Annotated in this window: 24 protein-coding genes; 13 read left to right on the top strand and 11 right to left on the bottom strand. The window is 69.2% G+C overall.

Going from position 1 to position 26,386, the window contains the following annotated elements; all coding sequences use genetic code 11:
• Positions 1 to 44: 44 nt before the first annotated feature.
• Entirely contained in the window at positions 45 to 545 is a 501-nt protein-coding gene (locus QP609_RS18470; protein WP_014648556.1) for a PH domain-containing protein, read from the top strand.
• Positions 542 to 2,080: a PH domain-containing protein gene (locus QP609_RS18475; RefSeq protein WP_197621141.1), complete on the top strand. Its 1,539-nt coding sequence runs from the start codon at positions 542 to 544 to the stop codon at positions 2,078 to 2,080. Before QP609_RS18470 ends, QP609_RS18475 begins: the two co-directional genes overlap by 4 nt.
• 97 nt (positions 2,081 to 2,177) lie before the next feature.
• Here QP609_RS18475 and QP609_RS18480 read toward each other — a convergent pair whose 3' ends face one another.
• Positions 2,178 to 3,236: a CDP-glycerol glycerophosphotransferase family protein gene (locus tag QP609_RS18480; RefSeq protein ID WP_032958279.1), complete on the bottom strand. Its 1,059-nt coding sequence runs from the start codon at positions 3,234 to 3,236 to the stop codon at positions 2,178 to 2,180.
• Here QP609_RS18480 and QP609_RS18485 point away from each other — a divergent pair.
• Positions 3,235 to 4,041 carry a glycosyltransferase family 2 protein gene (locus QP609_RS18485; RefSeq protein ID WP_014648559.1) on the top strand — a complete coding sequence of 269 codons (807 nt, stop codon included), beginning with the start codon at positions 3,235 to 3,237 and terminating at the stop codon, positions 4,039 to 4,041. The two genes, QP609_RS18480 and QP609_RS18485, sit on opposite strands and share 2 nt — an antisense overlap.
• A gap of 30 nt (positions 4,042 to 4,071) precedes the next feature.
• Here QP609_RS18485 and QP609_RS18490 read toward each other — a convergent pair whose 3' ends face one another.
• The 5 genes from QP609_RS18490 to def form a co-directional block, all read right to left on the bottom strand.
• Positions 4,072 to 5,331 carry an O-antigen ligase gene (locus tag QP609_RS18490; RefSeq protein WP_046432731.1) on the bottom strand — a complete coding sequence of 420 codons (1,260 nt, stop codon included), beginning with the start codon at positions 5,329 to 5,331 and terminating at the stop codon, positions 4,072 to 4,074.
• A 152-nt stretch (positions 5,332 to 5,483) separates the two neighbouring features.
• Positions 5,484 to 7,193 carry a glycosyltransferase family 39 protein gene (locus tag QP609_RS18495; protein ID WP_197621293.1) on the bottom strand — a complete coding sequence of 570 codons (1,710 nt, stop codon included), beginning with the start codon at positions 7,191 to 7,193 and terminating at the stop codon, positions 5,484 to 5,486.
• Positions 7,194 to 7,217: 24 nt separating this feature from the next.
• Positions 7,218 to 8,549, bottom strand: coding sequence for a 16S rRNA (cytosine(967)-C(5))-methyltransferase RsmB (gene rsmB / locus QP609_RS18500; RefSeq protein ID WP_046432737.1), 1,332 nt, complete (start codon positions 8,547 to 8,549; stop codon positions 7,218 to 7,220).
• A gap of 3 nt (positions 8,550 to 8,552) precedes the next feature.
• Positions 8,553 to 9,476 carry a methionyl-tRNA formyltransferase gene (fmt, locus tag QP609_RS18505; protein ID WP_053494589.1) on the bottom strand — a complete coding sequence of 308 codons (924 nt, stop codon included), beginning with the start codon at positions 9,474 to 9,476 and terminating at the stop codon, positions 8,553 to 8,555.
• Between the two features lie 120 nt (positions 9,477 to 9,596).
• Positions 9,597 to 10,109: a peptide deformylase gene (gene def, locus QP609_RS18510; protein WP_014648564.1), complete on the bottom strand. Its 513-nt coding sequence runs from the start codon at positions 10,107 to 10,109 to the stop codon at positions 9,597 to 9,599.
• Positions 10,110 to 10,235: 126 nt separating this feature from the next.
• On the opposite strand from def, the gene QP609_RS18515 reads away from it, so the two are divergent.
• The 9 genes from QP609_RS18515 to QP609_RS18555 all read left to right on the top strand — a co-directional run bounded on the left by QP609_RS18515 (position 10,236) and on the right by QP609_RS18555 (position 19,809).
• Positions 10,236 to 11,366 carry a LysM peptidoglycan-binding domain-containing protein gene (locus QP609_RS18515; protein WP_032958270.1) on the top strand — a complete coding sequence of 377 codons (1,131 nt, stop codon included), beginning with the start codon at positions 10,236 to 10,238 and terminating at the stop codon, positions 11,364 to 11,366.
• A 129-nt stretch (positions 11,367 to 11,495) separates the two neighbouring features.
• The gene (gene dprA / locus QP609_RS18520) at positions 11,496 to 12,623 is read left to right on the top strand and encodes a DNA-processing protein DprA (RefSeq protein ID WP_111206760.1); all 1,128 of its coding nucleotides are present in this window, start codon (positions 11,496 to 11,498) and stop codon (positions 12,621 to 12,623) included.
• Between the two features lie 43 nt (positions 12,624 to 12,666).
• On the top strand, positions 12,667 to 13,140 hold the full coding sequence (locus QP609_RS18525; RefSeq protein ID WP_005419622.1) for a DUF494 family protein: 474 nt from the start codon (positions 12,667 to 12,669) through the stop codon (positions 13,138 to 13,140).
• A gap of 39 nt (positions 13,141 to 13,179) precedes the next feature.
• A complete protein-coding gene (locus QP609_RS18530) occupies positions 13,180 to 13,944 on the top strand; it encodes a pilin (RefSeq protein ID WP_014648567.1) in 765 nt (254 codons plus the stop codon).
• Between the two features lie 49 nt (positions 13,945 to 13,993).
• Positions 13,994 to 14,923 carry an RDD family protein gene (locus tag QP609_RS18535; RefSeq protein ID WP_014648568.1) on the top strand — a complete coding sequence of 310 codons (930 nt, stop codon included), beginning with the start codon at positions 13,994 to 13,996 and terminating at the stop codon, positions 14,921 to 14,923.
• Between the two features lie 193 nt (positions 14,924 to 15,116).
• Positions 15,117 to 17,609: a DNA topoisomerase I gene (locus tag QP609_RS18540; RefSeq protein ID WP_049408649.1), complete on the top strand. Its 2,493-nt coding sequence runs from the start codon at positions 15,117 to 15,119 to the stop codon at positions 17,607 to 17,609.
• 128 nt (positions 17,610 to 17,737) lie between these two features.
• Complete coding sequence (locus tag QP609_RS18545) at positions 17,738 to 18,328, top strand: Sua5/YciO/YrdC/YwlC family protein (protein WP_080053022.1); 591 nt, start codon at positions 17,738 to 17,740, stop codon at positions 18,326 to 18,328.
• Between the two features lie 43 nt (positions 18,329 to 18,371).
• Positions 18,372 to 19,061 carry a hypothetical protein gene (locus QP609_RS18550; protein WP_014648571.1) on the top strand — a complete coding sequence of 230 codons (690 nt, stop codon included), beginning with the start codon at positions 18,372 to 18,374 and terminating at the stop codon, positions 19,059 to 19,061.
• 34 nt (positions 19,062 to 19,095) lie between these two features.
• Positions 19,096 to 19,809, top strand: a complete 714-nt coding sequence (locus tag QP609_RS18555) for a hypothetical protein (protein ID WP_041864295.1) — start codon at positions 19,096 to 19,098, stop codon at positions 19,807 to 19,809.
• 94 nt (positions 19,810 to 19,903) lie between these two features.
• Here QP609_RS18555 and QP609_RS18560 read toward each other — a convergent pair whose 3' ends face one another.
• Positions 19,904 to 20,680: an SDR family oxidoreductase gene (locus QP609_RS18560; protein ID WP_014038643.1), complete on the bottom strand. Its 777-nt coding sequence runs from the start codon at positions 20,678 to 20,680 to the stop codon at positions 19,904 to 19,906.
• Between the two features lie 111 nt (positions 20,681 to 20,791).
• Here QP609_RS18560 and QP609_RS18565 point away from each other — a divergent pair, with 111 nt between their 5' ends.
• Complete coding sequence (locus tag QP609_RS18565; protein ID WP_005414610.1) at positions 20,792 to 21,004, top strand: hypothetical protein; 213 nt, start codon at positions 20,792 to 20,794, stop codon at positions 21,002 to 21,004.
• A gap of 98 nt (positions 21,005 to 21,102) precedes the next feature.
• Here QP609_RS18565 and sppA read toward each other — a convergent pair whose 3' ends face one another.
• From sppA to QP609_RS18585, 4 genes are all read right to left on the bottom strand, one after another.
• Complete coding sequence (sppA, locus tag QP609_RS18570; protein ID WP_032958263.1) at positions 21,103 to 23,025, bottom strand: signal peptide peptidase SppA; 1,923 nt, start codon at positions 23,023 to 23,025, stop codon at positions 21,103 to 21,105.
• A gap of 115 nt (positions 23,026 to 23,140) precedes the next feature.
• Complete coding sequence (locus QP609_RS18575) at positions 23,141 to 24,505, bottom strand: MATE family efflux transporter (protein ID WP_046432753.1); 1,365 nt, start codon at positions 24,503 to 24,505, stop codon at positions 23,141 to 23,143.
• A gap of 206 nt (positions 24,506 to 24,711) precedes the next feature.
• Positions 24,712 to 25,293 (bottom strand): DUF3106 domain-containing protein, encoded by a 582-nt coding sequence (locus tag QP609_RS18580; RefSeq protein WP_134809344.1) that lies wholly within the window; start codon positions 25,291 to 25,293, stop codon positions 24,712 to 24,714.
• Positions 25,286 to 26,290 carry a hypothetical protein gene (locus QP609_RS18585; protein WP_014648577.1) on the bottom strand — a complete coding sequence of 335 codons (1,005 nt, stop codon included), beginning with the start codon at positions 26,288 to 26,290 and terminating at the stop codon, positions 25,286 to 25,288. The genes QP609_RS18580 and QP609_RS18585 overlap by 8 nt, the downstream gene beginning before the upstream one ends.
• Between the last annotated feature and the right edge of the window lie 96 nt (positions 26,291 to 26,386).

Below are 26,386 nucleotides of genomic sequence, written 5' to 3' on the forward strand. Positions count from 1 at the left end.
CGGCCCTGCCGCCACCGCCCGCCCTGCCACCTGACGGAGCCTGCGTGATCGACGTTCCCCTGACCTCCCCGCCTGCCGATGCCTGGCAGTCGCTGCCGCAGCGCGCCGCCCGCCTGGCCGCACTGGAAGGCGCCTTCGGCGGACTGTTCGTGCCGGGCCTGCCGCTGGCCGCGGCCGCGTGGTTCTTCGAGCTGCCCGGCGGCCTGTGGACGGCCGCCCTTGGGCTGCTGATCGGCATCGTCTTCGGCGCGTGGCTTGGCCACCGGCGCTTGACCCGCACCCGCTGGCGGCTGGATACCCAAGGGCTGGGCCTGCGCCGCGACCTGATGTGGCAGCTGGAAACGCGCATCCCCATTTCGCGCGTGCAGCACCTGGACCTGCGCCGCGGCCCGCTGGAACGCCGTGCCGGCCTGGCCACGCTGATCGTGCACACCGCCGGGACCCGCATGAGCGCAGTGACCGTGAGCGGCCTGGACGAGGCCGACGCCGAGCGCCTGCGTGACACCCTGTCCCATCAGCTCGACCAGGACGCCGACGCCCTGTGAGCCTGCCGCCGCCCCTGCCCGCATCGCTGCCTGCCGGTGGCGAGGACCATCGCCTGCACCCGTGGTCGTGGCTGTTCGTGCTGCTGATGCAGCTGCGCCACTACTTCCTGCCGCTGGTGGCGCTGCTGGTGTTCGGCCAGCGCGGTGACCGCGACCCGATGTGGGCGCAGCTGATTCCGCTGTCGGCGATTGCCGCGCTGGTGCTGGTCTCGGTGCTGCAGTACCTCAGCTACCGCTACCGCATCGGCAGCGACGCGATCACCGTGCGCAGCGGACTGCTGGCGCGCAACCGCCGCGAGATCCCGTTCGCCCGCATCCACAACGTGGAAGTGCGGCAGAACCCGCTGCACCGCCTGTTCGGCGTGGCCGAGCTGCGCCTTGAATCGGCCGGCGGCGTGCGTCCGGAAGCCGAAATGCGCGTGCTGAAGCTGGACCAGGCGCTGGCGCTGGAACGACTGGTGCGCCAGCGTGGGCAGGCACCGCAGGCCGCCGACGTCGTGGCCGCCCCCTCGATCACCGACGCCGACACCGAACAGGTGCTGCTGCGCCTGTCGAGCTGGGACGTGGTGCGCATGGGCCTGCTGTCCAACCGCGGCTGGGCATTGGCGATCGCCGCCTTCGGCGTGCTGTTCCAGACCGTGCCGCGGCCGGTGATGGACGCGGCCATCCAGCGTGGCGGCCGGGAAGCCTTCGGCTACGCAAGCCACCTGCATCCCGGCGTGGCCGGCGCCTTCCTGCTGCTGGCCGCAGCCTTGCTGCTGGGCTGGCTGGCGCTGCGTGCGCTGTCGGTGGTGCTGACCCTGCTGCGCTATCACGGCTTCACCCTCAGCGAGCAGGACCGCCGCCTGACCGTCTCGGCCGGCCTGCTCAGCCGCACCCGCAGCAGTGTCGCGCGTCGCCGCATCCAGGCCTGGACGCTGCGCGAAACCACCCTGCATCGCTGGTTCGGCCTGCGCCAGCTGCGCATCGACAGCGCTGCCGGCGGGCCCTCGCGCGACGAGGACCGCGCCCTGCGCGAGCTGGCACCGCTGGCACCGGCAATGCGCTGCGAGCAGCTGGTGCAGCACCTGTTGCCTCAACTGCGGTGGCCGCCAGCGCAATGGCAGTCCATTCCGCAGCGTGGCTGGTGGCGGCTGTGCCTGGGCGCGCTGCTGCTGGTGCCGGCGCTGGCAGCGGCCGCGTACTGGCGCTGGGGATCATGGGGCCTGATCGTGCTGGCCTGGCTGCCGGTGGCGCTGCTGGTGGCACATCGGCAGATGGCGCGCATGGGCTGGTATCTGGATGCCCATTACGTGGCCGTGCGCGGCGGCTGGTGGAAACGCTGGTGGCGCTGGGCCGAGCTGGACAAGGTGCAGGGCCTGCGCCTGCAGCGTTCACCGCTGGACAAGCTGCTCGGCACCAGCAGCCTGCAGCTGGATACGGCCGGTGCGCACGGTGATGTGGCGTTGACCCTGCGCTACCTGCCGCAGGCACAGGCGCAACACGTGATGGAGCAGCTGGCCGCGGCGCTGGCGCGGCGCAAGTTGCGCTGGTAAGCAACACCGGTAGTGCCGGCCGCTGGCCGGCAACCGCAGACATTCCCGAGGTTGCCGGCCAGCGGCCGGCACTACCGCGAGCGGGGTCGGCGAGGCATCAGCGCTGCGACGGCCCCCAATATCCCAGGTCCTTGCGGATCTGCAGGTCGCGCACCCAGCTGCCGAAGGGCTTGCGCCGCAGCACGCCCATTTCACCGGACAGGAAATCCTCGGTGGCGGCGATCACCCGCTCGCTGGACAGGCCATCGCGGTACGGATGGATGGCGTCGGCGTAGCGCACGATCTCCGCCTGCAGCGCGGCGTCGGGATGCAGCGCGCGCTGCAGCATCGCCGGCAGCTGCGCCGGGTCGTCGAAGTCGATCATGTGCGGCTTGGGCACGCGGTTGCGGAAGGTCACCACCGGCTTGTGCTGGACGATGAACTCCGAAACGATCGACGAGGTGTCCGACACCAGCACATCGGCGGCGCGCTGCGCAGCCATCACCTGCTCCGGCTCGATGAAGCGGGCATGGGCACCGGCCAGCGCGCGGTAGCGCTCGAACAGTTCCGGTGGGCACTTCGGGTGCAGGGTCAGCAGCCAGTAGCGCTCACCGCCAGCGATATCGGCGGCGATCTGCGCATGCAGGTGGGGCGCTGCGCTCAGGCGCTCGGTGAAGGTCGAACCGAACAGGATCACCGGGCGCCCGCCCGCCGCTGCGCGCAGCGCGGCGCTCTCGCCACCGTCGTCGCGGAACAGCGGGTCGAGCTTCGGCCAGCCGGTCTCGGCTACGGCGAAGTGGCCCTGCAGGGCGGCGATCTCACGGAACGGCGCGGTGGTGGCCGGCCCCTGCGTGCAGTACAGGTCGAACATGCCGCGCACCCGGAAGTGGCCGCGCGCACTGTCGCGCTTCTCCACGTTGAAGCCATGGAACAGCTGTACCTTGGCGCCGGACAGGAAGGTCGGCACCCAGTTGGCGGCGCTGAACACGGCACGCGGCCGCATCGCCAGGGCCTGTTTCAGTCCGATGTTGGGCACGCCCGGCAGGCTGCTGGCGGCCGCGCCGTCCTCGAACCAGGCCGCCACCTCCTGCCCGGAGGCGTGCAAGGCCTGCGCCAACGGGGCGAGAATAGGCAGCGCATAGCGCTCCGTCGCAAACAACAGGTACCCGGCCATCATGTCCTCCACGACCGCTCCCATCGAACGGCCTCGCATCTCGGCCTGCATTATCGCGTTCAACGAGGCCGGCCGCATCGGCGACTGCCTGGCCTCGCTGGCCTTCTGCGACGAAATCATCGTCGTGGACTCGTACTCCACCGATGCCACCCTGGCCATCGCCGAGGCCGCAGGCGCCCGCGTGCTGCAGCGCGCGTTCGATGGCTTCCGTAGCCAGAAGGCCTACTGCGTCGAGCAGGCAAGCCACGACTGGGTGCTGTGCCTGGACGCCGATGAGCGGATCAGCCCGGAACTGCGCGCAGCCATCGAACGGGCCCGCGACGGTGGCTTCGCCGGCCATGCCGGCTATCGCTTCGCGCGCCTGTCGGAGTACTTCGGCAGGTTCCTGCGCCATGGCAACGCCTACCCGGACCGGGTGATGCGCCTGTTCGACCGCCGCCGCGGCGGCTGGCGCGGCAAGCGCGAGATCCACGAGGCGGCCAGCGTCGACGGCAGCGTCGGCACCTTGCGCGGCGACCTGGTCCATTACCCGTACCGCTCCCTGCAGCAGCAGCTGGCCAAGACCGAGAAGTACGCGCGGATGATGGCCGAGCACGAGTTCGCACGCGGCAAGCGGGCCACGCTGGGCAAGCTGGTACTGGCGCCGGCCTGGCGGTTCTGGCGCGGCTTCGTGTTCCGTGGCGGCTTCCGCGACGGCTGGCACGGCCTGGTCTACGCCTACGTGCGCGCCAACTACGTGCGGCAGAAGACCATCATGCTGTGGATGCTGGGCAACGGCCAGCCCGTGGCCGACCCGCCGAACCCCTGATCGCCGGGGCCCGCCCGGCGCGCCGACGCATCACGAGCCGCCGGTGATCGCCCGGTGGCGCGCGCCTTCGACGATCGACAGGCCGGTCAGCAGCCCGACCAGGGTCACGTAGAAACTGGCCGTCATCTGGTGCGCGAACATCGACTGGGTCAGCCCGCACAACGCGTAGGTGATCACCAGCATGACGCCGGCAGCGGCCGGCCCGCGGAAGGTCGCCCGTCCGCTGCGGCGGTGCAGGCGCACGAACAACCACAGCGGGATGCCATACACCGCCAGCAACAGCAGCAGGCCCGGTACACCCTGGGTCGCCGCCCATTCGGCCACGTCGTTGTGGGCATGCCCCAGGTGGCAGCGCAACTCTTCCGGGTTCTCCCGGCAGACCGGCACGCGCTGCATCGCGCTGTCGAAATGACCGATGCCAACACCCACCAGCGGATGATCGAGGAAGGTCTGCCAGGCTACCTGCAGGCGCTCGACGCGGGCACCGGCGGAAGAATCACTGTCGCCCAGCTCCATCCGCTGCACGTCGCTGTGCAGCTCGCTCAGGCGGACCTGGTGGCGCAGCTCCGGTACCGACAGCAGCAGCGTCGCACCGATCGCCAGCATCCCGGCCAGCACCGACAGGCGCGCCGCACCGGTACGCCAGCGCAGGCTCAGCGCCAGCACCACCAGCAGCGCCAGCAAGGCGGCGAACACACCGCGGCTGCCGGTCAGCACGATGGTGCCGCAGCCGGCGGCCATGCCGAGGATCACCAGCGACCAGCGCCGCGACGGGCGGCAGAACACCAGCAGCACCATCAACACCATCACGATGTCGGCCAGCACGATGGCGTTGGTGAACAGCTCCGCGCGCGGGGCGCCGCCCAGCACCTGCCACAGCGACATCACGAAGGTGGCGAGCAGGCCGGTCAACGAGCCGTACCAGAGCCACCGCAGGCTGGGACGCAGCGCGCAGATCCACAGCGCGATCCATGGGATCACCACGAACCGCGAACGGTTGTCGACGTCACGCAGGCCCTGTTCGAACAGCACCACCGACAGTACGCCGAGCGCCAGCACCGCCAGCATCAGCCAGACCAGCACTTTCACCGGCTGGCCGGCCATGCCCCGCGCGCGCCACAGCAGCTCCGGCGCCAGCAGGGTGCTGAGCAGCAGCAGAAGACCATACGGCAACAGGTTGATCGGCACGGTCAGCACCAGTGCCGGCAGGCAGAACAGCCCCAGCTGGGCCAGCCCGTGTGCAACCCCGTGACGCCCACCGACGGGAACGCCCAGCGGGTCGCCGGCCATGAGGTTCAGGTTGTCCGGTGAAGCTGGCACGTCGGGAAGTATCGCTGCAATCTGCTGGAAGAATGGGACGGGCCAACGCGGCCCGTCCCAGCCTGCTGTTTTACTGCCTTTGGACCCGCTTGGGCAGACTGGACAAGCGGAAATCGTGCTGGCTAGTCATGTTCCTGCAAACGCCGTTCACGTTCCCGCTCCTCGGCAGTGACCACGCACGGCACCGTCACCGCCGCCGCCGGCACCAGCCACCAGCGCCGCCGGTTGGCCACGCCGGCCAGTTCGGAGCGGTTGCGGTCGACGCACGACAGCATCGCGTACTCGTGGACCAGCAGCCAACGGCGTCCGGGCGCCAGCCGCTGCCAGCGCGTGGCCGCCACCAGCTGCTCGTCCCAGTCAGTCTCGAAACCGAAGGTCGCTGCGGGACGGTCGGCCAGCAGCAGGTGCTGTTCCTTCCAGGCCACCAGCCCCAGCTCGGCATCGGGGCCCAGGCGGGTACCGACCGCGCGCATCAGGCCACGGGCCGAACTGGAATCGTTCAGCAGCGGGTAGCCGACCAGGCTGTACAGCACCCAGACCACCGCCAGGGTCGACACCAGCGCAAGCTGCCGGCGACGGCCACAGGCCAGCAGGCTCAATCCGCCCCACAGGCCCATCGCCAGGATCGTCCACGCCAGCGCGTCGACGGCCCCGGGGGCGAGCCCGCGGCTATGGGTCAGGCGCAGCTCGAAGGCCGGGTCACCCAGCACCGCCATCGCGCCAGCCACGGCCAGGCCCAATGACAGCAGGCCGGTGAACAGCCCCACCACGGCCTGCACATCGCGTCGCTTCAGCAACCCCGGCAACAGCGGTGCCAGCACCAGGCAGAACATCGGCAGCGCCGGCAGGATGTAGACGTCGCGCTTGCCGGCGGGAATCGAGAAGAACAGCACCACCATCAGCCACCAGGCCAGCGGCAGCAGATAGCGCGCGTCGCGGCGTTGCAGTCGGCGGCGCCAGGCCGGAATCGCCCAGGGCAGGGCCAGGAATGCCGGGATCCACATCAGCGGCATCGTCGCCAGGAAGTACCAGGCGGGCTGGTGGTGATCCCAGGAATGGGTGTAGCGCCGCGCCGTCTGCTGGAACAGGATATCGTCCATGTAGGCGCGATATTCGTCCGAGCCGGTGGCAAAGCCGGCCAGCAGCATCGGCGCCAGCCACAACGACACCGCCAGCAGGAAGGCCAGCGGCGCCAGCCAGAAGCGCGCCTCGCGCGCGTGCAGGCCCACCCGTGGCCACCGCAGCGCCGTGGCGATTGCCGCGGGCACGATCATCAGCAGCGCCAGCATGCCCACGCCCTTGGTGATCACGCCGATGCCGGCGAAGAACCAGCCCAGCCACCACCAGCGCCAGGCCGGCCCCAGCAGCAGGTGGCGCAGCAGGCCGTAGTTGGCCAGGGTGATGAACAGCAGCAGCAGGGGATCGATCTGCGCCTTCTTCGCCTGGAAGGTGAACTGCAGCGCGAACAGCAGCGCCCAGCCGGCATACAGCCCCACCCGCCGCGTCCACAGCCGCCGGCCCAGGTCGACCACGCACCACAGCGTGCCCAGTGCCGCCAGCAGCGACGGCAGCAGGAAGGCCACGCGCCACTGCCCGACCAGGCTGTACAGCGTGGCCTGCCACCACATCAGCATCGGCGGCTTGTCCGAGTACAGCTCGGTCCCGCGGTGCGGGAACAGCCAGTGGCCGCTGTCGAACATCTGCTTGGCCACCAGCGCGAAGCGCGGTTCGTCCGACGGCCACGGATCACGAAGGCCCAGCCCGGCCCCCAGCACCAGCAGGGCCATCACCACGAACAACCACGTCTCGCGCGACGCGCGGGATTTCAGCATGGGACTCGCAACGTCAGCGGGGGGTCAGGCCGTTTTTAGCAGACGCGCGTAAAAGAAACCGTCAGCATCGCTGTCACCCGGCAGTCGCTGGCGCGCGATCCCCTCGCAGTCCAGGCCGAATCTGTCATCCAGCGGCTGTGCCACCGCGTCCGGATGCCACTTCAGGAAGGCCCGCACCTGATCGATGTTCTCGGCGCGCAGGATCGAACAGGTGGCGTACAGCAGCACGCCGCCCGGGCGCAGCATCGACCAGCAGGCCTCCAGCAGGCGGGCCTGCACGCCGACCAGCGCATCGATATCCTCGGCGCGGCGGTGGAACATCACGTCCGGCTGGCGGCGGATCACGCCGGTGGCCGAACACGGCGCATCCAGCAGGATGGCGTCGAACGGGGTGCCATCCCACCACGCACCGGGGTCGCTGGCATCGGCCACCCGGGTCTGCGCGCCCTCACCTACACCGGTGCGGGTGTAGGTATCGCGGGCACGCGCCAGGCGACGCGCATCGATATCCAGCGCCAGCAGGCGCAGGCTCGGGTCACGCTCCAGCAGGTGCGCCGACTTGCCACCCGGTGCCGCGCAGGCGTCCAGAACGCGGGCGCCGGACGCCGGTGCCAGCGCGTCCGCCGCACATTGCGCCGACAGGTCCTGCACCGACAGCGCACCGTCGGCGAACCCCGGCAACTGGTTCACCGCGATGGGCGCCACCAGGCGCAGCGCGTCGGCGCTGAGCGGGCTGGCTTCGGCAGCAATGCCGGCCTCGGCCAGCGTGGCCAGCGCCTTGTCACGCCCCCCCTGCTGGCGGTTGGCACGCAGCCACAGCGGCGCCGGCTGCAGGCTGGCAGCAAAGATCGCCTGGGCCTGGGACGGCCAGTCGCGCTCGACGGCATCGGCCAGCCACGCCGGAAAGGCGTCACGCGCAGGCTGCTCCGGGAACCCCTCGCGCTGCGCGCGGCGCAGGATCGCGTTGACCAGCCCGGCCTGGCGCTCACGGCCCAGCGCGCGGGCGGCGTCGACCGTGGCCGACAGGGCCGCATGCGCCGGCAGTTCCAGCACGTCCAGCTGCGCGAAGCCCACCATCAGCAACGTGCGCAGGTCGGCATCACGCGCCGACAGCGGCTTCTGCATCCACGACTGCAAGGCAGCGTCGTAGGTACTGCGGCGGCGCAGGACTGCAAAGCACAGCGCTTCCAGCAAGGCCCGATCACGACTGTCGGCCAGCTTGGGCAGTGCCCAGGCCAGTTCCGCCTTCAGCGAGCGGCCACGGGTGAACACCTGCGCCAGTACGCGTGCGGCCAGCATGCGGGTGGCCGCGCCCGGCGCCGCCTTGGCGACGGAGAAATCATTCTGCTTCGACACCGCTTATGCCCCCACGTGCAGGTCGCGGCGGGCATTGAGGTAGTCGGCGGCGGTGATCGCCTTGCCGCCTTCGCGCTGCAGCGTGCGCAGCCGCAGCGCGCCCTGGCCGCAGGCGATGTCGATACCATCGCGGCCGGCCGCCAGCACCGCCCCCGGCGCCTGGCCGTGGGCCAGGTCAAGAGCGATCGCGCCGTGGATGCGCACGCGCTCGCCGGCCAGCGTGGCCTCGGCGATCGGCCACGGATTGAAGGCGCGCACGGTGCGGGCCAGTGCATCGGCGTCCTGCGCCCAGTCCAGGCGGGCTTCGGCCTTGTCCAGCTTGTGCGCGTAGGTCACGCCCTGCTCGGGCTGCGGCCGCGCGATCGGCTTGATGCCGGCACGCAGCAGGCCCAGGCCGTCGGACAGCACCTGTGCGCCCAGTTCGGCCAGCTTGTCATGCAGCTGGCCGCCGGTATCGGTGGCCGCGATCGGCAGCTCCTGGTGCAGCAGCACCGGGCCGGTATCCAGGCCGGCTTCCATCTGCATCAGGCACACGCCGGTCTTTGCGTCACCGGCCTGGATCGCGCGCTGGATCGGCGCGGCACCGCGCCAGCGTGGCAGCAGCGAGGCATGCACGTTCCAGCAGCCGTGGGTCGGGATCGCCAGTACCGCCCTGGGCAGGATCAGGCCGTAGGCGACCACCACCATCAGGTCCGGCTGCAGGTCGCGCAGCTGCCGCTGGGCAGCTTCATCCTTCAGCGATTCGGGCTGGTAGACCGGAATGCCACGGGCCACGGCTTCGAGCTTGACCGGCGACGGTGCCAGGCCACGGCCGCGCCCGGCCGGGCGATCAGGCTGGGTATAGACGGCCACGACCTCGTGGTGGCGCGCCGCGGCGCGCAGCGACGACACCGCGAATTCCGGCGTACCGGCAAAGACAATCCTCATGGCTACCCCACTTGCAGGATGGATTCGTGCAGGAAAGAAAACGGCGCCGTCGGCCGGCGCCGTACAGCCCGCGCGCGTCGCGCAGGCACGGGCCACCCGGAGGGCGGCCCGGATTGGCGATCACGCCACGTGCTTGCGCTGCTTGGCCAGCTTCTTGCGGACCATCTCGCGCTTGAGCGGCGACAGATAGTCGATGAACAGCTTGCCGTCCAGGTGGTCCATCTCGTGCTGGATGCAGGTGGCCAGCACTTCACCGGCCTCCAGCTGCTGCTCCTGGCCGTTGCGGTCCAGGTACTTCACGGTGATCGTGTCAGCGCGGGTCACGTCGGCGAAGATGCCCGGGACCGACAGGCAGCCCTCCTGGTACACCCGGCCCCCGTCCTTGGCGACGATTTCCGGGTTGATGAACACATGCGGTTCATTCTTCTCTTCGCTGACATCGATGACCATGAAGCGCTTGTGCACGTCCACCTGGGTGGCGGCCAGGCCGATGCCCGGGGCGTCGTACATGGTCAGGAACATGTTGTCGATCAGTTCCTGGAAGGCCGGCGTGGTGACTTCGGCGGCGTCGATCAACGCAGCCTTGGTACGCAGGCGCGGATCGGGGAACTCGAGAATGGGGAGAAGGGCCATGGCTGTTTCCGGGTAGGGGGCCGGCACGCCGGCATACGTCGCAGATTCTAGCTCCAACGCTTGCCTTGCGCCCCGGTTTCTGGACTATAGTGCGTGGACCTGTTGGGGAATCAGGGCTTCACACCTATGTTGCTTCGTTTTCGTACGGTCGTCGCCGCGGCGATGCTGACCGTGGCTGCCTATGCTACCGCCGTGGAAGTGAATGGCGGGCACCCGGACACCTATGTGGTCCGAAAAGGGGATACGTTGTGGGATATCGCCGCACGTTTCCTGCAGAAGCCTTGGCTGTGGCCGGAGATCTGGCAAGCCAATCCGCAGATCGCCAACCCGCACCTGATCTATCCAGGTGACGTGCTGAGCCTGGCCTACCTGGACCGGGTGACCGTGTCCCAGGCCGGTCCGCGCCAGGAGGCCCCGATCGACGCCATTCCGCTGGCCCAGGTCGAGCCGTTCCTGAAGCAGCTGAGCGTTGTCGACAGCGTCAAGCAGCTGCCCTACGTCGTCGGCCTGGAGGACAGCCGCCTGCGCGTGTCCGGTGGCGACACCGTCTACGTGCGCCTGGCGGATGCCCAGGTGGGCCAGCGCTGGGCCGTGGTACGCCCGACCGTGCGTTACGCCCAGCCCAAGCCGACCGAGGACCTGACCGCCAATGGCGACGTCACCCCGGGCAGCGGCAACCTGTGGAAGGCCTACAACGCACCCAACGCACGTCGTGGCGTGCTCGGCTACGAACTGGCCCAGGTCGCCACCGGCACCATCACCCAGATCGCCGGCGGCAAGGTCGAGGCCTCCACGCTGGTGCTGGACAAGAACGTCGGCGGCCGCGAAGTGCGCGCCGGCGACCGCCTGGTGCCGGTCGAAGCCCGGCCGTACGACCTGCAGTTCGTGCCCCACGTACCCGCTGCGGGTGTCGAGGGCGTGGACGTGCGCGTGCTGGCGGTCACCGACATGTTCACCGCCGGTGGCCCACGCGACGTGATCGCGATTTCGGCCGGCCGTGCCCAGGGCGTGGACAACGGCACCGTGTTCTCGCTGTGGCGCCCGGGCCGGCATGTAGCGCACCGCATGAAGTACCCGACCTCCTCGCGCATGGACGACTCGCTCAGCACCGGCGCAGGCCGGGTCTCGCTGCCGGATGAATATGCCGCGCATGCGATGGTGTTCCGCACCTTCGACAACGTCAGCTACGCGCTGGTGATGCAGGGCGTGAAGCCGGTGCAGGTGGGTTACAACGCGCTGCACCCGGATGCGAAGTAACGGTTGCCGGACTGCCCCGGCCACCACTGGAGTGCCGGCCGCGGGCCGGCAGGCACCTCCGGCAAAACCTGACAGCCACATGCGAAGGCGCCCTAGGGCGCCTTTGTTGTGCGCGGCCGATAGTGGGGGATGACCACACATGCATACGAGGCGCTGCTGCGCCTGTTGATGGCGGGAGGCGCACTGGCGTCCCGACGGGCCCTGCTGCAGGCCGCGGGCGATGCGGAAACCGCCATCGCGCAAGGCACTGCGACCTGGCGTGCGCACGGTTGCACGCCGGAGCAGTGCGCCGCCCTGGAACGCCCCGATACCCGGGCCTGGACATCGGCCCGGCGCTGGCTGGAACAGGACAACCATCACCTGCTGCCGTGTACCGATCCGGCCTTTCCGCCATCACTGCTGGAGGTACCCAACCCGCCGCTGGCGCTATTCGTGGCCGGTGATCCCTGCCTGGCCTGGCGCCCTTCGGTGGCGCTGGTCGGCAGCCGCTCGCCCACCCCGGGCGGGCGTGCACTGGCCGCGCGTTTTGCCGGCTGCTTCGTCGAGGCCGGCCTGGCGGTGACCAGCGGCCTGGCCGCAGGCATCGATGCGGCCGCGCACCAGGCTGCGCTGGAGGCCGGCGGCTGCACCATGGCAGTGATCGGCACCGGCCCTGACCGGGCCTATCCGGACAGCCACGCGCGGCTGCAGGCGCGGATCGCCGCCGAAGGCGTGGTGCTCAGCGAGTACCTGCCGGGCACGGCTGCCCGTCCCAGCCACTTCCCTGCGCGCAACCGGCTGGTGGCCGGACTGGCGCTGGCCACCGTGGTGGTCGAGGCCGCGCAGCGCTCGGGCGCGCTGATCACCGCGCGCCTGGCCGCCGAGGCAGGCCGCGAGGTCTGTGCCCTGCCCGGGTCGGTGCTCAACCCGCGCGCGGCCGGCTGCCATCGCCTGATCCGCGAGGGCGCGGCGCTGGTCGAGCGTCCCGAGGAGGTCCTGGAACTGCTCGCCCCCGCCCTTCGCCAGCAGCTGCCGGGCTTGCAATCGCGGTTGGCCACCCCCACTGAACAGGCACCGCCGGCGCTCCTGCCGGCGCGCTGGGCCGACGACCCTGACTACCAGTGCTTGTGGCGGGCGCTGGACCACAACCCAAGCGGTATGGATTCACTGATCACGCGTTGTGGATTGACGGCGTCACAGGTGTCCTCCATGCTGCTGGCCATGGAACTGGCGGGAATCGTGGTGTGCGTACACGGCCGCTACTGTCGAACTCCCTAGTTTCTTCACCTCCACAGCGTCGCGCGACGCAGGCCGAGGGGCAATGAAAGAGAGCATCCTGGATGTACTGCTGTACCTGTTTGAACACTATTTCAGCGAAGATGCGGACCTGATCCGTGACCGCGATTCGCTCCAGAACGGCCTGATCCAGGCCGGTTTCAGCCCCACCGAGATCAACAAGGCGTTCGACTGGCTCGATGCCCTGGCCGCGCAGCGGCCGAGCGTGGCCCAGGCGCGGGTCGATGGCCCCGTGCGCATCTACCACGGCCCCGAGCTGGACAAGCTGGACGTGGAATGCCGCGGCTTCCTGCTGTACCTGGAACAGCACGGCATCCTCGACGCCGACCAGCGCGAGCTGGTGCTGGACCGGGCGATGGCCCTGGACCAGGACGAACTGGACCTGGACGACCTGAAGTGGGTCGTGCTGATGGTGCTGTTCAACCAGCCCGGCTCCGAAGCGGCCTACGCCTGGATGGAGACGCAGATGTTCATGGACGAGCCAGAACCCCTGCACTGACCGTACACTTGGGGGCATAGCGCATTCAGGAGCGTCCCCGTGAGCGAGTGGTTCCACGCAGAAGGCAACCGGCAGCAAGGCCCGCTGCCGGCGGAACAGTTGGTCGAGTTGTTCCGCAACAACCAGATCTCCCTGGACACCCTGGTCTGGCGCGACGGCCTGCCGCAATGGCAGCCGTTGCGCAGCGTGGTCGATGAGCTGGGCCTGATCGTGCCGGCGCTGGACGTCGCCGCGCCGGCCGTGGAACCCGAGCCGGAGCCCGAACCGGAACCGGTTGCGCCGCCGCCGCCGCAACCACCGGTGCTGCCACCGTCCACGCCCTATGCCACGCAGACCCCGGCCGGGGTGCTGCCGCCGCCGAAAAAGAAGCTCTCCGGCTGCGCCCTGACCGCGATCATCGGCGGCGGCCTGCTGCTGGTGCTGGTGCCGGTCATGGCCATCCTCGCGGCGATCGCCCTGCCTGCCTACAACGACTACACCGTGCGTGCCAAGGTTGCCACCGCGGTCAATGCCCTGCAGCCGCTGAAACAGCAGGTGCAGCACTTCGCCGACGACGAAGGCCGCTGCCCCGGTGCCAACGATGCCGGTTTCCCGGCGCCGGGTGATTTCACCCAGGCCGGCCTGTCGGCGGTGAACATCGGCCGCTTCAACAACGGCCACTGCGGCATCGAAGCAACGCTGGCCGTGCCCGGCAAGAGCCTCGATGGCGACCTGCTGTGGCTGGAATATGATCGCGACAGCGGCCGCTGGGAATGCAGCGGTGAAAGCGACGACAAGTACCTGCCGCCGTCGTGCCGCGGCTGAGCCACGCGCACGGCAGCACCTCCAAGGACGATCCAACAGGGAACATGCAATGACCGAGTGGTACTACGCCGAAGGACAGCAACGCCAGGGCCCGCTGCCGGTCCAGGAAATCCGCCAGCGCTTCCAGCGGGGCGAACTGAACCTGGACACCCTGGTCTGGCGCGAAGGCATGGCCCAGTGGGCTGCACTGCGCCAGGTGGTCGATGAGCTCGGCCTGCAGACACTGGCCGATGCCAGCACGGCCACCGCCAGCGGCGGCTTCGACCTGCGCGGCGACTACGCCGCCATCGACAACGGCACTGCACCGCTGCCTGGCACGGGTGCGCTCAGCAGCTCGCCCTACAGCGCCCCGGCCGCTTCCGGTGCCGGTGGCCCGCAGCCGGTGATCGGCGGCGAGGTGGTCTACGCAGGCTTCTGGAAGCGCGTAGCGGCGTACATGATCGACTACTTCGTGCTGGCCATTCCGGGCGGCATCATCGGCGCCATCATCGGCGTGGTGCTTGGCGCCAGCATGGGCGCGGTGGGCAGCGGCGAGACCTCCATCGAAATCGTCGCGCAGGTGGCCAGCGCGCTGATCAACATGGCCATCGGCGTTGCCTACTACACCTGGTTCCATTCCTCGCAGGGTGGCGCCACGCTGGGCAAGATGGCGGTCGGCATCAAGGTCGTGCGCAGCAACGGCGATCGCCTGACCAAGGGCCGCGCCTTCGGCCGCTACTGGGCCATGCTGCTGAGCAGCTTCACCCTCGGCATCGGCTTCCTGATGGCCGCCTTCACCGAGCGCAAGCAGGGCCTGCACGACATGATCTGCGACACCCTGGTGGTCGACCGCTGGGCCTACACCGACCAGCCGCACCTGCAGCGCCATGAGCTGGGCACGGTCACCATCGTGATCCTGGTGCTCACCGGCCTGCTGGTGCTGGCGGGCCTGGTGCTGCTGGTGGCCGCGGTCGGCTTCATCGCCAAGATGGCCTCATGAACGGCCATCCTCACGTCTGGCTGCTTGACAGGGGCTGGCCGGGCGTGATTCCTCTAATAAGGTGAAACCTGAACGCCCGGCACACTACCGGGCGTTCAGCGTATTGATTTGTCCGTGGCCGCTTCACTAATGCGGCCGTTTGCTCCACCCTAGCGGCCCCTCCCCTGCGGCTCGCCCCACAGATACTGCTGCCATGCCCAAGCACCTGCTCATCGTCGAATCGCCGGCCAAGGCCAAGACGATCAACAAATACCTCGGCAAGGACTACACCGTCCTGGCCTCGTATGGGCATGTGCGTGACCTGATTCCGAAGGAAGGCGCGGTCGACCCGGACAACGGGTTCGCCATGCACTACGACGTGATCGACAAGAACGAAAAACATGTCGACGCGATCGCCAAGGCCGCCAAGGGCGCCGACGACATCCTGCTGGCGACCGACCCGGATCGCGAAGGTGAAGCGATCAGCTGGCATATCGCCGAGATCCTGAAGGAACGCGGGCTGGTCAAGGACAAGCCGATGCAGCGCGTGGTGTTCACCGAGATCACCCCGCGCGCCATCAAGGAAGCGATCAGCCAGCCACGCGCGATCGCCAGCGACCTGGTCGATGCCCAGCAGGCGCGCCGCGCGCTGGACTACCTGGTCGGCTTCAACCTGTCGCCGGTGCTGTGGCGCAAGGTCCAGCGCGGCCTGTCCGCCGGCCGCGTGCAGAGCCCGGCGCTGCGCATGATCGTCGAGCGCGAGGAGGAGATCGAAGCCTTCATCGCCCGCGAGTACTGGTCGATCGCCGCCGAGTGCGCACACCCGTCGCAGCACTTCAACGCCAAGCTGGTCAAGCTGGACGGGCAGAAATTCGAGCAGTTCACCATCACCGACGGCGACACCGCCGAAGCCGCCCGCCTGCGCATCCAGCAGGCCGCGCAGGGCTCGCTGCATGTCACCGACGTGGCCAGCAAGGAGCGCAAGCGCCGCCCGGCGCCGCCGTTCACCACCTCCACCCTGCAGCAGGAAGCCTCGCGCAAGCTCGGTTTCACCACCCGCAAGACCATGCAGGTGGCGCAGAAGCTGTATGAAGGCGTGGCGATCGGTGACGAAGGCACCGTCGGCCTCATCTCGTACATGCGTACCGACTCGGTGAACCTGTCGCAGGACGCGCTGGCCGAGATCCGCGACGTGATCGCCCGTGATTACGGCATCGCCTCGCTGCCGGACCAGCCGAACACGTACCAGACCAAGTCCAAGAACGCCCAGGAAGCGCACGAGGCGGTGCGCCCGACCTCGGCCCTGCGCACCCCGGCCCAGGTGGCGCGCTTCCTGACCGACGACGAGCGCCGCCTGTACGAACTGATCTGGAAGCGCGCCGTCGCCTGCCAGATGATCCCGGCCACGCTCAATACCGTCAGCGTCGACCTGTCCGCTGGCAGCGAGCACGTGTTCCGTGCCAGCGGTACCACCGTGGTGGTGCCCGGCTTCCTGGCCGTGTACGAGGAAGGCAAGGACAACAAGAGCGCCGAAGACGAGGACGAAGGCCGCAAGCTGCCGGCGATGAAGCCGGGCGACCGCGTGCCGCTGGAACGCATCCAGGCCGAGCAGCATTTCACCCAGCCGCCGCCGCGCTACACCGAAGCGGCGCTGGTGAAGGCGCTGGAAGAGTACGGCATCGGCCGTCCGTCGACCTACGCCTCGATCATCCAGACCCTGCTGTTCCGCAAGTACGTGGAAATGGAAGGCCGCAGCTTCCGCCCGTCCGACGTCGGCCGCGCGGTGTCCAAGTTCCTGTCCAGCCACTTCACCCAGTACGTGGACTACGACTTCACCGCCAAGCTCGAAGACGAGCTCGACGCCGTCTCGCGTGGCGAAGAAGAGTGGATCCCGCTGATGGCCCGCTTCTGGGAGCCGTTCAAGGAGCTGGTGGAAGACAAGAAGGAATCGGTGGACCGCGCCGAGGCCAGTGGCGCGCGCGAGCTCGGCACCGACCCGAAGACCGGCAAGCCGGTCAGCGTGCGCCTCGGCCGCTTCGGGCCTTACGCCGCCATCGGCAGCACCGCCGAGGACGCCGAGGAGAAGCCGAAATTCGCCTCGCTGCGCCCCGGCCAGTCGATGCACACCATATCCTTGGAAGACGCGCTGGAACTGTTCCTGATGCCACGCGCGCTGGGCGAGGACAACGGCGAGCCGGTCAGCGTCGGCATCGGCCGCTTCGGCCCGTTCGCCAAGCGCGGCAGCACCTATGCCTCGCTGAAGAAGGAAGACGACCCGTACACCATCGACCTGGCCCGCGCCGTGTTCCTGATCGAAGAGAAGGAAGAGATCGCGCGCAACCGGATCATCAAGGAGTTCGAGGGCAGCGACATCCAGGTGCTGAACGGCCGCTTCGGCCCGTACATCAGCGACGGCAGGATGAACGGCAAGATCCCCAAGGATCGCGAGCCGGCATCGCTGACCCTGGCCGAAGTGCAGCAGCTGATGGAAGAAACCGGCAAGCCCGTGCGCAAGGGCTTCGGCGCCAAGAAGGCTGCCGCGAAGAAGGCACCGGCCAAGAAGGCGGCGGTGAAGAAGGAAGCGGCGCCGAAGAAGGCCGCAGCCAAGAAAGCGCCTGCCAAGAAGGCGGCGAAGAAGGCCGTGGTAAAGAAGGCCGCTGCAAAGAAGGCACCGGCGAAGAAGGCCGTCAAGAAAGCCGCGAAGTAGATTCACGCCATGCGTGGATAAGGGGTAGTGCCGGCCGCTGGCCGGCAACATCCAGAAGCACCCGATGCCGGCCAGCGGCCGGCACTACCGGGCCAGGGTCCACCCCTTCTGCACGCCGCAGGGGGATAATGGGGGCCCACGTCGGGCCGGTCGCCGCCATGAAAGAACTCACCCTGGACTCTGCTGTCGCCACGCTCCGCGCCGGCGGCGTGATCGCCTATCCGACCGAAGCGGTCTGGGGCCTGGGCTGTGATCCCTCGCATGAGGCGGCGGTGCACATGGTGCTGCGGCTGAAGCAGCGCCCGATCGAGAAGGGCATGATCCTGGTCGCCGCCGAGTTGTCGCAGCTGGAGGGCTGGGTGCGCCTGCAGGCGTTGCCCGATGCCCGCCAGCGCGCGGTGCTGGCCAGCTGGCCGGGTGCCAACACCTGGATCCTGCCGGCCGGTCCGCGCGCCCAGCCCTGGATTACCGGCGAGCACAGCGGCATCGCCGTGCGCATCAGCGCGCACCCGCTGGTCGCCGCCCTGTGCCGCGCCTGGGGGGGGCCCCTCGTCTCCACCAGCGCCAACCTGGCCGGTGAACCACCGGCACGCAGCCGTGCCGAGCTGGATCCACGCCTGCTGCGCCTGCTCGATGGCATCCTCGATGGCGAAACCGGCGGCCTGGCCCAGCCCACCCCGATCCGCGACGCGCTCAGCGGCAACGTGCTGCGCTCCTGAGCGGACGATTGCACTGCCACGCACAATCACGCACCCTGCCGCCATGAACCTGCTGCGCACCGCCCTGGGCCTGTGCCTGCTGCTGCCATGGACCGCACCGGCCGCCGAGGACGTGCGCGTCTACCGCTGCGTCGCCAGCAATGGCGCCGTGGCCCTGCAGGACAGGCCCTGCAGCAGCGGCCGGCAGGAGGTGCGTGACCTGCAGCGCCCGCGCGATCCGGCACCCCGGGTGGTGCGCAGCGACGCCCCTCCCGCGGCGCCCAGCGAGGTTCCGGTGATGCGCGATCGCGAAGTCCGCCACGTCTACATCCAGCCGCCACAACCGTTGTACGAGTGCGTGAGCGACGACGGTCGCCGCTACACCAGCGACAGCAACGAGGGCAATCCGCGCTGGGTCCCGTTGTGGACCAGCGTGTGGCTCCCGCACGGGCACCACGGCGCGGTCCATCCCGGTCCACGCCCGGGCTTCGGCACGCCGGTCGGTGCGCCGATCGGTGAAGGCACAGGCTACCGGCCGCCTGCGGTGGGCGTCGGCGTGCAGGTGCCGGCCGGCAGCGTGCTGGTCCGTGACAGCTGCCATGCGCTGCCGCCGCAGGACGTCTGTGCGCGCCTGCGTGACCGCCGCTGGGAACTGGACCGCCGTTACAACAGCGCGCTGCAGAGTGAGCGCACCGCCATCAGCAATGAACAGCGCGGCATCGACGCGCGCCTGTCGCGGGACTGCGAACGCTGAGCGCGATGCCTGCCGGGGCATGTACGCTGTGCGCATGAAGAACCTGATCTGGCTGGCCCTGGGCCTGTTCGCCGGCAACGCGTTGGCCGACGACGGGGTGATCTACCGTTGTACCTCCAGCAGCAGCGATGTGCCCACCCTGCAACGCACGCCCTGCCCTGCCGGCAGCAAGCAGCAGGTGGTGAGGGTGCCGGCCAGTGCTCCGCCGGCGCCGGCGTCAGCGGCACCCGTGCCGGCCGCGCCCGGACCGGCCGCGGCCACTGCGCCGTCCGTTCCCGCACCCGCGCCTCGTCGCCCCGGCGAAGGACGCACGATCATGGAAGCTGGCATGGTCGAACGCGAAGGCGGCGATCTGATACTCGACAGTGCATCGCTGCCACGCCAGGCCGATGCCGCGCCGGACAGCAATGCGCCGCCGAAGCCGCCGCTGCCACCGATCTTCCAGTGCACCGACAGCCAGGGCGGTGGCTACCTGCACGAATACGAAGCCGCCCCCGGGCGCTGCGAACTGATGACCGTGCAGGGACTGGGCGGCGCCACGCCGGTCAATGCCGCCGGCTGCGAAGTGGTGCGCGACCGCTGCGAGGAACTGCCGGACGCGCAGCGCTGCAGCAGCTGGCAGCAACGCTTCCGCGACGCACGTGGCCGTGAGCGGTTCGCCTCGCCGGAAAACCGCGACAACGCCCGTGGGGAACGCGAACGGCTGCAGGGCGTGCTGGAGGCCAGCAACTGCCCGGTACCGGGGTGACAGCCACCCGGTAGTGCCGGCCGCTGGCCGGCAATCGCAGGATCTTCAAGTGATTCCAGTTGCCAGCCAGCGGCCGGCACTACCCTTTGGAAGATCAGAACCCGTAGCGCAGGAAGCCGCCATCCACCGCGATGCATTCGCCGGTGACATAGCTGGCCGCCGGCAGGCACAGGAAGCCAACGGCTGCGGCCACTTCCTCCGGCTCGCCGATGCGGCGCATCGGCGTGCGGTTGATCACTTCCTCGTAGTAGTCCGGGTCCGACAACGGACCGGACGTGCGCCGCGTGCGGATGTACCAGGGCGCCACCGCGTTGACCCGGATGCCATCCTCCGCCCACTCGACGGCCAGGTTGCGGGTCATCTGGTGCATCGCCGCCTTGGTCATGCCATAGACCACGCCACTGCGCACATGGGTCAGCCCGGACACGCTGCCGACATTGACGATCGAAGACGACGCGTGCCGGGCCAGCAGCGGATGCGCGTAGCGCGACAGCTCGAAGGCCGAGAACAGGTTGGTCTCGAAGATCTTGCGCCATTCGTCCTCGGAATATTCCGTGGCCGCCTTGGTGACGTTGCCACCGGCATTGTTGACCAGGATGTGCAGGCCATCGCTGTGATCTTCCACCCAGTCCAGGATCTGCCGACGGTCCTCGTCATCGGAGACATCGGCCGCCAGCGCGTGCACCTGGTGCTGCGGATAGACATCCAGCAGTTCGTCGCGCGCCGTTTCCAGCATGTCGATGTCGCGGCCGACGATCATCAGGTCGGCGCCGAGGCCAGCCAGTTCGTGCGCAATGGCCAGGCCAATACCGGCGCTGGCACCCGTGATCAGGGCCGTCTGGCCGTCCAGGCGCCACCGTTGCTGGGTCATGAGTCCTCCGGGGCCGCGCCCGCTGTGTTTCGATGCCGCAAGGATACGCGCTCACGGCGGCCCTCTGCCGAGGATGCGACACTGCACGTACGCCCACTGCGGAGAGCCGCCATGCGCATCCTGACCCTGTTCTCGTCCCTGCTGGCCGGCGTGCTGTTGGTGGCCTGCCAGCGGCCGCCGACGCCGAACCCGGAGAAGCCACCGGTGCCCAAAGCGATGTCGCGTGCGATGCAGGAACCGCTGGACCGCGCCAAGGGCGCGCAGAAAGCGGTGGAAGAGGCCGCCGCACGCGAACGCAAGGCCGAGGCCGACGCGACGCAGTGACCTGTGGGGTCAGAGCCCTTTGCGGGGCAAAGGGATCCGACCCCATGAACGAAAACGCCCGGCCAGAGCCGGGCGTTTTCATTCGGTACCGTTGCCGATCAGAATCCGCAGAAGCAGTACGCCAGCGCCTTCACCGGAGCGCCATTGCCCTTCTCGCGGGCCGCGTTCTCGACGAAGCGCAACTGAGTGTCCACTTCCGGCATCGTGCGTGCCAGCATCATCCGCGCCATCCCCGAATCGGACAGCATCCAGGCACCGGCGCGGCTGCCGGCGAAACCGCTGACGAACTGTGCGAACGGCGTGGCTGCCTTCTCGATGTAGCGCACGCGATAGGCATCGGCCTTGCCCAGCTTGGCGCGGCTGGCCGCATCGGCCACCGCGTCCTTCAGGCCACCGAAGGCGTCGACCAGGCCGCGTTCCTTGGCCTGTGCACCGCTCCACACGCGGCCACGGGCGACCTCGTCCACGGCCTCGACCGGCTTCTTGCGGGCGTCGGCGACACGGCCGGTGAAGTCCGCGTAGCCCTTGTTGATCACCGTCTGGATGACCTGGCCGACGGCCGGGTCCATCGGGCGGGTGACATCGAAGGCGCCGGCGAAGCGGGTGGTGCCGACACCGTCGGTGTGCACGCCGATCTTGTCCAGCGCGCGGCTGAAGTTCGGCACCATGCCGAAGATGCCGATCGAACCGGTGATGGTCGACGGATCGGCATAGATGCGATCGGCGTTCATGCTGATCCAGTAGCCACCGGAAGCGGCCAGATCACCCATCGACACCACGACCGGCTTGCCAGCGGCCTGCAGGGCTACCACTTCACGACGGATCTGCTCGGAGGCGAACACTTCACCGCCCGGCGAATCCACCCGCAGCACCACCGACTTCACGTTGTCGTCGTCGCGCGCGGCACGCAGCAGCGCCGAGGTCGACTCGCCACCGATGCGGCCGGCCGGCAGGTCACCGCCACTGATTTCGCCGGCGGCCACCACCACGGCCACCTGCGGACGCGAGTCCACCGGGTTGCGGCGCGCGTCGAGCAGGGCCAGGTAGCGGCCGAAGTCAACGTTGCGGAAACCACCGTCGGCATCCTCGTCGGCCACGCCGCGCTCGATCATCAGATCCTCGAATTCCTCGCGGGTCTTCAGCGCGGTCACCAGCTTCTGCTGCAGGGCGAACTTGGCCAGGTCACCACCGGCGGCAGCGATGCCTTCCGGCAGGGTGTCGATGCCGGCGGCCAGCTGTGCCGGATCCAGGCGGCGGGCCTTGGCGATGTCGCCCAGGTAGCGCTGCCACACGTCGTTCATCCAGAACAGGTCGGCTTCCTTGGAGGCCGGCGACGCCGCGTCGAGCACGTACGGCTCGGCCGCGGACTTGTACTCGCCCACCTTGAACAGGTGCACGTCCACGCCCAGCTTGTCCTGCAGGCCGGTGCGGAAGTACTGGCGGTAGCGGCCGAGGCCTTCGAGCACGACCGAACCCATCGGGTCCAGGTAGACCTCGTCGGCCTGCGCGGCCAGCAGGTACTGCGACTGGCCCATGCTCTCGCTGTAGGCCACCAGCTGCTTGCCGGAGGCGCGCAGGTCCTGCAGCGCGGCGGCCACCTCACGCAGCGAGGCGAAACCGGACGGCTGCAGCTTGTCCAGCTCCAGCACCACGCGTTCGATCTTCTTGTCTTCCTTGGCCGACTCGATCACCCGCAGCAGATCGCGCAGCTGGATCTCCTCGGCGCCGTTGTCACCCACCGCCTTGGCCAGCGCGCGGCTGACCGGGTCGGCGCTGAACTGCTCGACCAGGCGGCCTTCCGGCGCGATCACCAGCGTCGTGCGGTCCTGCAGCGACTTGCTGGCACCGGCGCCCATGCCGGCGGCGATGACGAACATCACCAGCAGCAGGAACAGCAGGCCGAAGAACACCAGGTTGAGGATCAACCGGCGGGTGAAGTTCATGACGTCCCACAGCCCGATGAAGAAACTGGCGACGGGGTTGCGACGCGCCGGGGGCAGCGGGGGCACGGGTTGATTCATGGAACGCTCCGGATGGCTTCTTGCCGTGGTACCAGCATAGCCGGTGCCGCGTGATGCAGCATCGGACACAAGTCAGGGGATCGCCCGTCACGGGTGAACGTGGCGGGCGGGAAGATCAGGACAGCGCGGATTGCCCGATGCGCTGGCTGCTGCGGCGCAGGCGCCAGCCCATCAGGATGGCAGCGGCGGTCAAGCCGACGATCAGGCCGATCCACATGCCCTGCGGGCCCATGCCCAGCCCCAGGCCGAGCCCGGCGCCGAGCGGCATGCCCAGGCCCCAGTACGCGAACATGGCGATGAACATCGGCACGCGGGTGTCCTTCAGGCCGCGCAGCGCGCCGGCCGACAGCACCTGGATGCCGTCCGGGAACTGGAAGGTGGCCGCGTACAGCAGCAGGGTCGAGGCCAGGCCGGCCACTGCCAGGTCGTTGGTGTACACACCGACGATGGCATCGTGGCCGAACAGCAGCACCGCCGCCGACAACGTCTGCGTGCCCATGATGATCGCGTAACCGGCCCAGGCCGCACGCCGCACGCCGAAGCCGTCACCACGGCCGACCGCATGGCCGACGCGCACGGTGGTGGCCTCGGCCACGCCCATCGGGATCATGAAGCACAGCTGCGCGACATTGATCGCGATCTGGTGCGCAGCGGCTTCGTTGGCACCAAGGCGGCCGATCAGCAACGCGGTGACGATGAACAGGCCGCCCTCCATCAGCACGGTGATGCCGATCGGCAGGCCGGTGCGCAGCAAGTCCCAGATCGCCTTCCAGCGCGGCCCTTCGAAATGCGAGAACAGCTGCAGATGGGCGAAGCGCCTGGTGAACCACAGGTAGGTGGCGAAGGCGATTGCCTGCAGCCACATCATCACCGCCGAGGCGATGCCCAGGCCTTCGGCGCCCATTTCCGGGAAGCCGAGCTTGCCGTTGGCCAGCACATAGCCCATCGGTGCCAGCACCAGCAGGCCACCGAAGCCGAGCAGCATGGTCGGCAGCGTCCAGTGCATGCCTTCACTGAGATAGCGCATGCAGAAGTACAGGGTCAGCGCAGGTCCGCCCCAGCGCACCGCATGCAGGAACGCGGTCGCCCCCGGCACGATGTCCGGCGCGATGCCGAACGACGGCAGCAGCGGCGGCACCACGGTGAGGAAGGTGAACATGATCAGGCCCAGCCCCAAGGCCAGCCACAGTGCCTGGCGGAACAGCGGGCCGATCTCGCGCTCGCGGCCGGCGCCATGCAGCTGCGACACCGAGGCGGTGAGCGAGATCAGGGTGCCGATCGGAATCAGCATCGGCAGCCACAGCAGCGCCGTACCGATGGTGACGGCGGCCAGTGTGGCCGTGGCGTGGTGGCCGGCAATCACGTTGTCGACGAAGGAGATCAGACCGGTGGACACATGGCCCAGCACAAGCGGCAGGGCGAGCAGACCGGTGGCGCCGACTTCCTTGCTGAAGCGCGGCGTGGAGGTTGCAGTAGACATAAGGTGCTTGAAGCGAACTGCGGTTGCGCGCGAAGGGCACAGGCACCGGGTTGCGGGCGCCCATCTTACGCGGGCGGCGCGTGCATTCCCATGACATGGCGTGAATGCTGGGTTTCAGCCGCCCCACACAAAAAGGGGACGGAGGGGATTAAGTCGTTTCAGGCCCGCTAGTGCCGGATGCGACTTAATCCCCTCCGTCCCCTTTTTTACTGGCCGGCCTGGCGCTTGAGCCAGCTGTCGCGCTCGGCGGCGGGCACGGCGAGGAAAGCGCTGCGCACTGCGTCGCGTTCCTGCGGTGGCGTGCGCTGCGCGACCAGAGTCAGCTGGGCCAGCTGCGCCGGGCTGAGCTGGCGCAGTACGGCCAGCGCGGTCTCGCGCTGTTCCGGCGGCACGAAGCCGAACAAGCCATGCAGCTTGGGGAATTCCAGGCCCAGTTGCGGGCCCAGCCGCCACCCGTCGCGGAACGCCTGGTCCTGGTCGCGGAACTGTTGGCGCAGGCGCTGCTGCTGGTCCGCAGGCAGCGCATTGAATCGCGCAGCCGCCTGGCGGATGCGCTCGCGCTCTCCTTCCGGCAGCGCGCGCCAGGCGGCGTAGTCGGCGCGGCGCTGGCGCTGCTGCTGCGCATCGAGCTGGGCGAAGCCAGAGGGTGCTGCCGTCGACGGTGCTGGCGAAGCCACCGGCGTGGTCGGCGACGTCGGTGGCGGCAACGGCACGTTCAACGATTGCGGCGCGGCAGACAGCGACAACGGCAGGGCCAGCAGCAGGCTGGCGAACACGGACTTATTCATCGGCAGCAGCGGTTTCCAGCGTGGCACTGGCCGGCTCCGGCCGGCTCGGCCTGGATTGCGATTCATCCACCGGCAGCGGGCCGCCCGCGGCAGTCCACGCGTACAGGTCGGCATCGGCAACCAGCGGGTAGTCACGATCGGCCAGCATCGCTGCGTCGTCCGTGGCCTGGGCCGTGGTCGCATCCGGCGTGGCGTTGACCTTGCTGGGTGGCAGGGCTTCCACCGTCACCGGACCGGCTTCGCCCACCACCCCCTCCGGCAGCGGTGCATCACTGCCGAAGGAATGCCCCTGCCAGTGGCGCCAGCCCAGCGCTGCGGCCAACAGTATCGCCACGGTCGCCAGCAGGATCAGCGGACCGCGCCAACGTGGCTTGGCGTTCGTGCGACGGCGCTTGCCATTGGCGGCCGCCCGCTCATCGCGCTGCGGTGCGCGCCAGCTCGGGGTCGGGGCTTCATTGTGGGCGGTCGCGGCGGCGGGTTGCTGCAGCTGCTGCAGGCGCGCGGCCGGCAACTCACGGATACGCGCCTGCACCTGTTCGGCCAACTGGCGCCAGGCCGAGGCATCCGGCTGGCCGTGGGCATCACGCGGGCAGGCGTCGGCCAGCAGGTGCTGGTAGCCCGCCTCGTCCTGGTCGAGCACGCGCATGGCGATGCCCTCGTCCAGGCTGCCCCCCACCCGCAGCAGCAGCGCAAGGCGCGGCAGCGGCGGCATCGCGCCCAGCACGGCCAACGGCGGCAGCCACTGCCCGCCCACCGGCTCGCGCAGCGCCTGGCGCTGGCCCAGAAGGGTCCAGAAGCGGGTCGGCCACTGCGCCATCGGCAGGTCGCTGGCCACTGCGGCAAAGGCGCGCATCACCGCCACCAGGGTCTGCTCGGCGCGCGCGGCATCGCCGCACTGCAGTTCAGCGACCACCAGGGCACGGCGCTCGACGCCACGCAGGAACGCCGACAGCGCGCCGGCCGCGGTCGAGGAAACAGGGGCGGGCACAGCCGTCATCGGTCACTCCAAAGGTCTGCCGGCATGATAGCGGCAGGCCATCGACGCCCGTAGGACTTGCGCCCACAGGCACTTCGTGCTGCAGGTTGTGCACAG

The sequence above is a fragment of the Stenotrophomonas sp. 8(2023) genome (genome assembly GCF_030345295.1).
Lineage (GTDB): Bacteria > Pseudomonadota > Gammaproteobacteria > Xanthomonadales > Xanthomonadaceae > Stenotrophomonas > Stenotrophomonas muris.

What these genes read in the sequence shown, in the direction of transcription:
- QP609_RS18575 (WP_046432753.1), bottom strand. Translation starts at nt 24,505, where the DNA reads ATGTCTACTGCAACCTCCACGCCGCGCTTCAGCAAGGAAGTCGGCGCC.
- QP609_RS18490 (WP_046432731.1), bottom strand. Translation starts at nt 5,331, where the DNA reads ATGGCCGGCGACCCGCTGGGCGTTCCCGTCGGTGGGCGTCACGGGGTT.
- QP609_RS18585 (WP_014648577.1), bottom strand. Translation starts at nt 26,290, where the DNA reads ATGACGGCTGTGCCCGCCCCTGTTTCCTCGACCGCGGCCGGCGCGCTG.
- dprA (WP_111206760.1), top strand. Translation starts at nt 11,496, where the DNA reads ATGACCACACATGCATACGAGGCGCTGCTGCGCCTGTTGATGGCGGGA.
- def (WP_014648564.1), bottom strand. Translation starts at nt 10,109, where the DNA reads ATGGCCCTTCTCCCCATTCTCGAGTTCCCCGATCCGCGCCTGCGTACC.
- QP609_RS18580 (WP_134809344.1), bottom strand. Translation starts at nt 25,293, where the DNA reads ATGAATAAGTCCGTGTTCGCCAGCCTGCTGCTGGCCCTGCCGTTGTCG.
- QP609_RS18545 (WP_080053022.1), top strand. Translation starts at nt 17,738, where the DNA reads ATGGGGGCCCACGTCGGGCCGGTCGCCGCCATGAAAGAACTCACCCTG.
- QP609_RS18515 (WP_032958270.1), top strand. Translation starts at nt 10,236, where the DNA reads ATGTTGCTTCGTTTTCGTACGGTCGTCGCCGCGGCGATGCTGACCGTG.
- fmt (WP_053494589.1), bottom strand. Translation starts at nt 9,476, where the DNA reads ATGAGGATTGTCTTTGCCGGTACGCCGGAATTCGCGGTGTCGTCGCTG.
- QP609_RS18555 (WP_041864295.1), top strand. Translation starts at nt 19,096, where the DNA reads ATGAAGAACCTGATCTGGCTGGCCCTGGGCCTGTTCGCCGGCAACGCG.
- QP609_RS18535 (WP_014648568.1), top strand. Translation starts at nt 13,994, where the DNA reads ATGACCGAGTGGTACTACGCCGAAGGACAGCAACGCCAGGGCCCGCTG.
- QP609_RS18480 (WP_032958279.1), bottom strand. Translation starts at nt 3,236, where the DNA reads ATGATGGCCGGGTACCTGTTGTTTGCGACGGAGCGCTATGCGCTGCCT.
- QP609_RS18540 (WP_049408649.1), top strand. Translation starts at nt 15,117, where the DNA reads ATGCCCAAGCACCTGCTCATCGTCGAATCGCCGGCCAAGGCCAAGACG.
- QP609_RS18525 (WP_005419622.1), top strand. Translation starts at nt 12,667, where the DNA reads ATGAAAGAGAGCATCCTGGATGTACTGCTGTACCTGTTTGAACACTAT.
- QP609_RS18550 (WP_014648571.1), top strand. Translation starts at nt 18,372, where the DNA reads ATGAACCTGCTGCGCACCGCCCTGGGCCTGTGCCTGCTGCTGCCATGG.
- QP609_RS18485 (WP_014648559.1), top strand. Translation starts at nt 3,235, where the DNA reads ATGTCCTCCACGACCGCTCCCATCGAACGGCCTCGCATCTCGGCCTGC.
- QP609_RS18565 (WP_005414610.1), top strand. Translation starts at nt 20,792, where the DNA reads ATGCGCATCCTGACCCTGTTCTCGTCCCTGCTGGCCGGCGTGCTGTTG.
- QP609_RS18495 (WP_197621293.1), bottom strand. Translation starts at nt 7,193, where the DNA reads ATGCTGAAATCCCGCGCGTCGCGCGAGACGTGGTTGTTCGTGGTGATG.
- sppA (WP_032958263.1), bottom strand. Translation starts at nt 23,025, where the DNA reads ATGAATCAACCCGTGCCCCCGCTGCCCCCGGCGCGTCGCAACCCCGTC.
- QP609_RS18560 (WP_014038643.1), bottom strand. Translation starts at nt 20,680, where the DNA reads ATGACCCAGCAACGGTGGCGCCTGGACGGCCAGACGGCCCTGATCACG.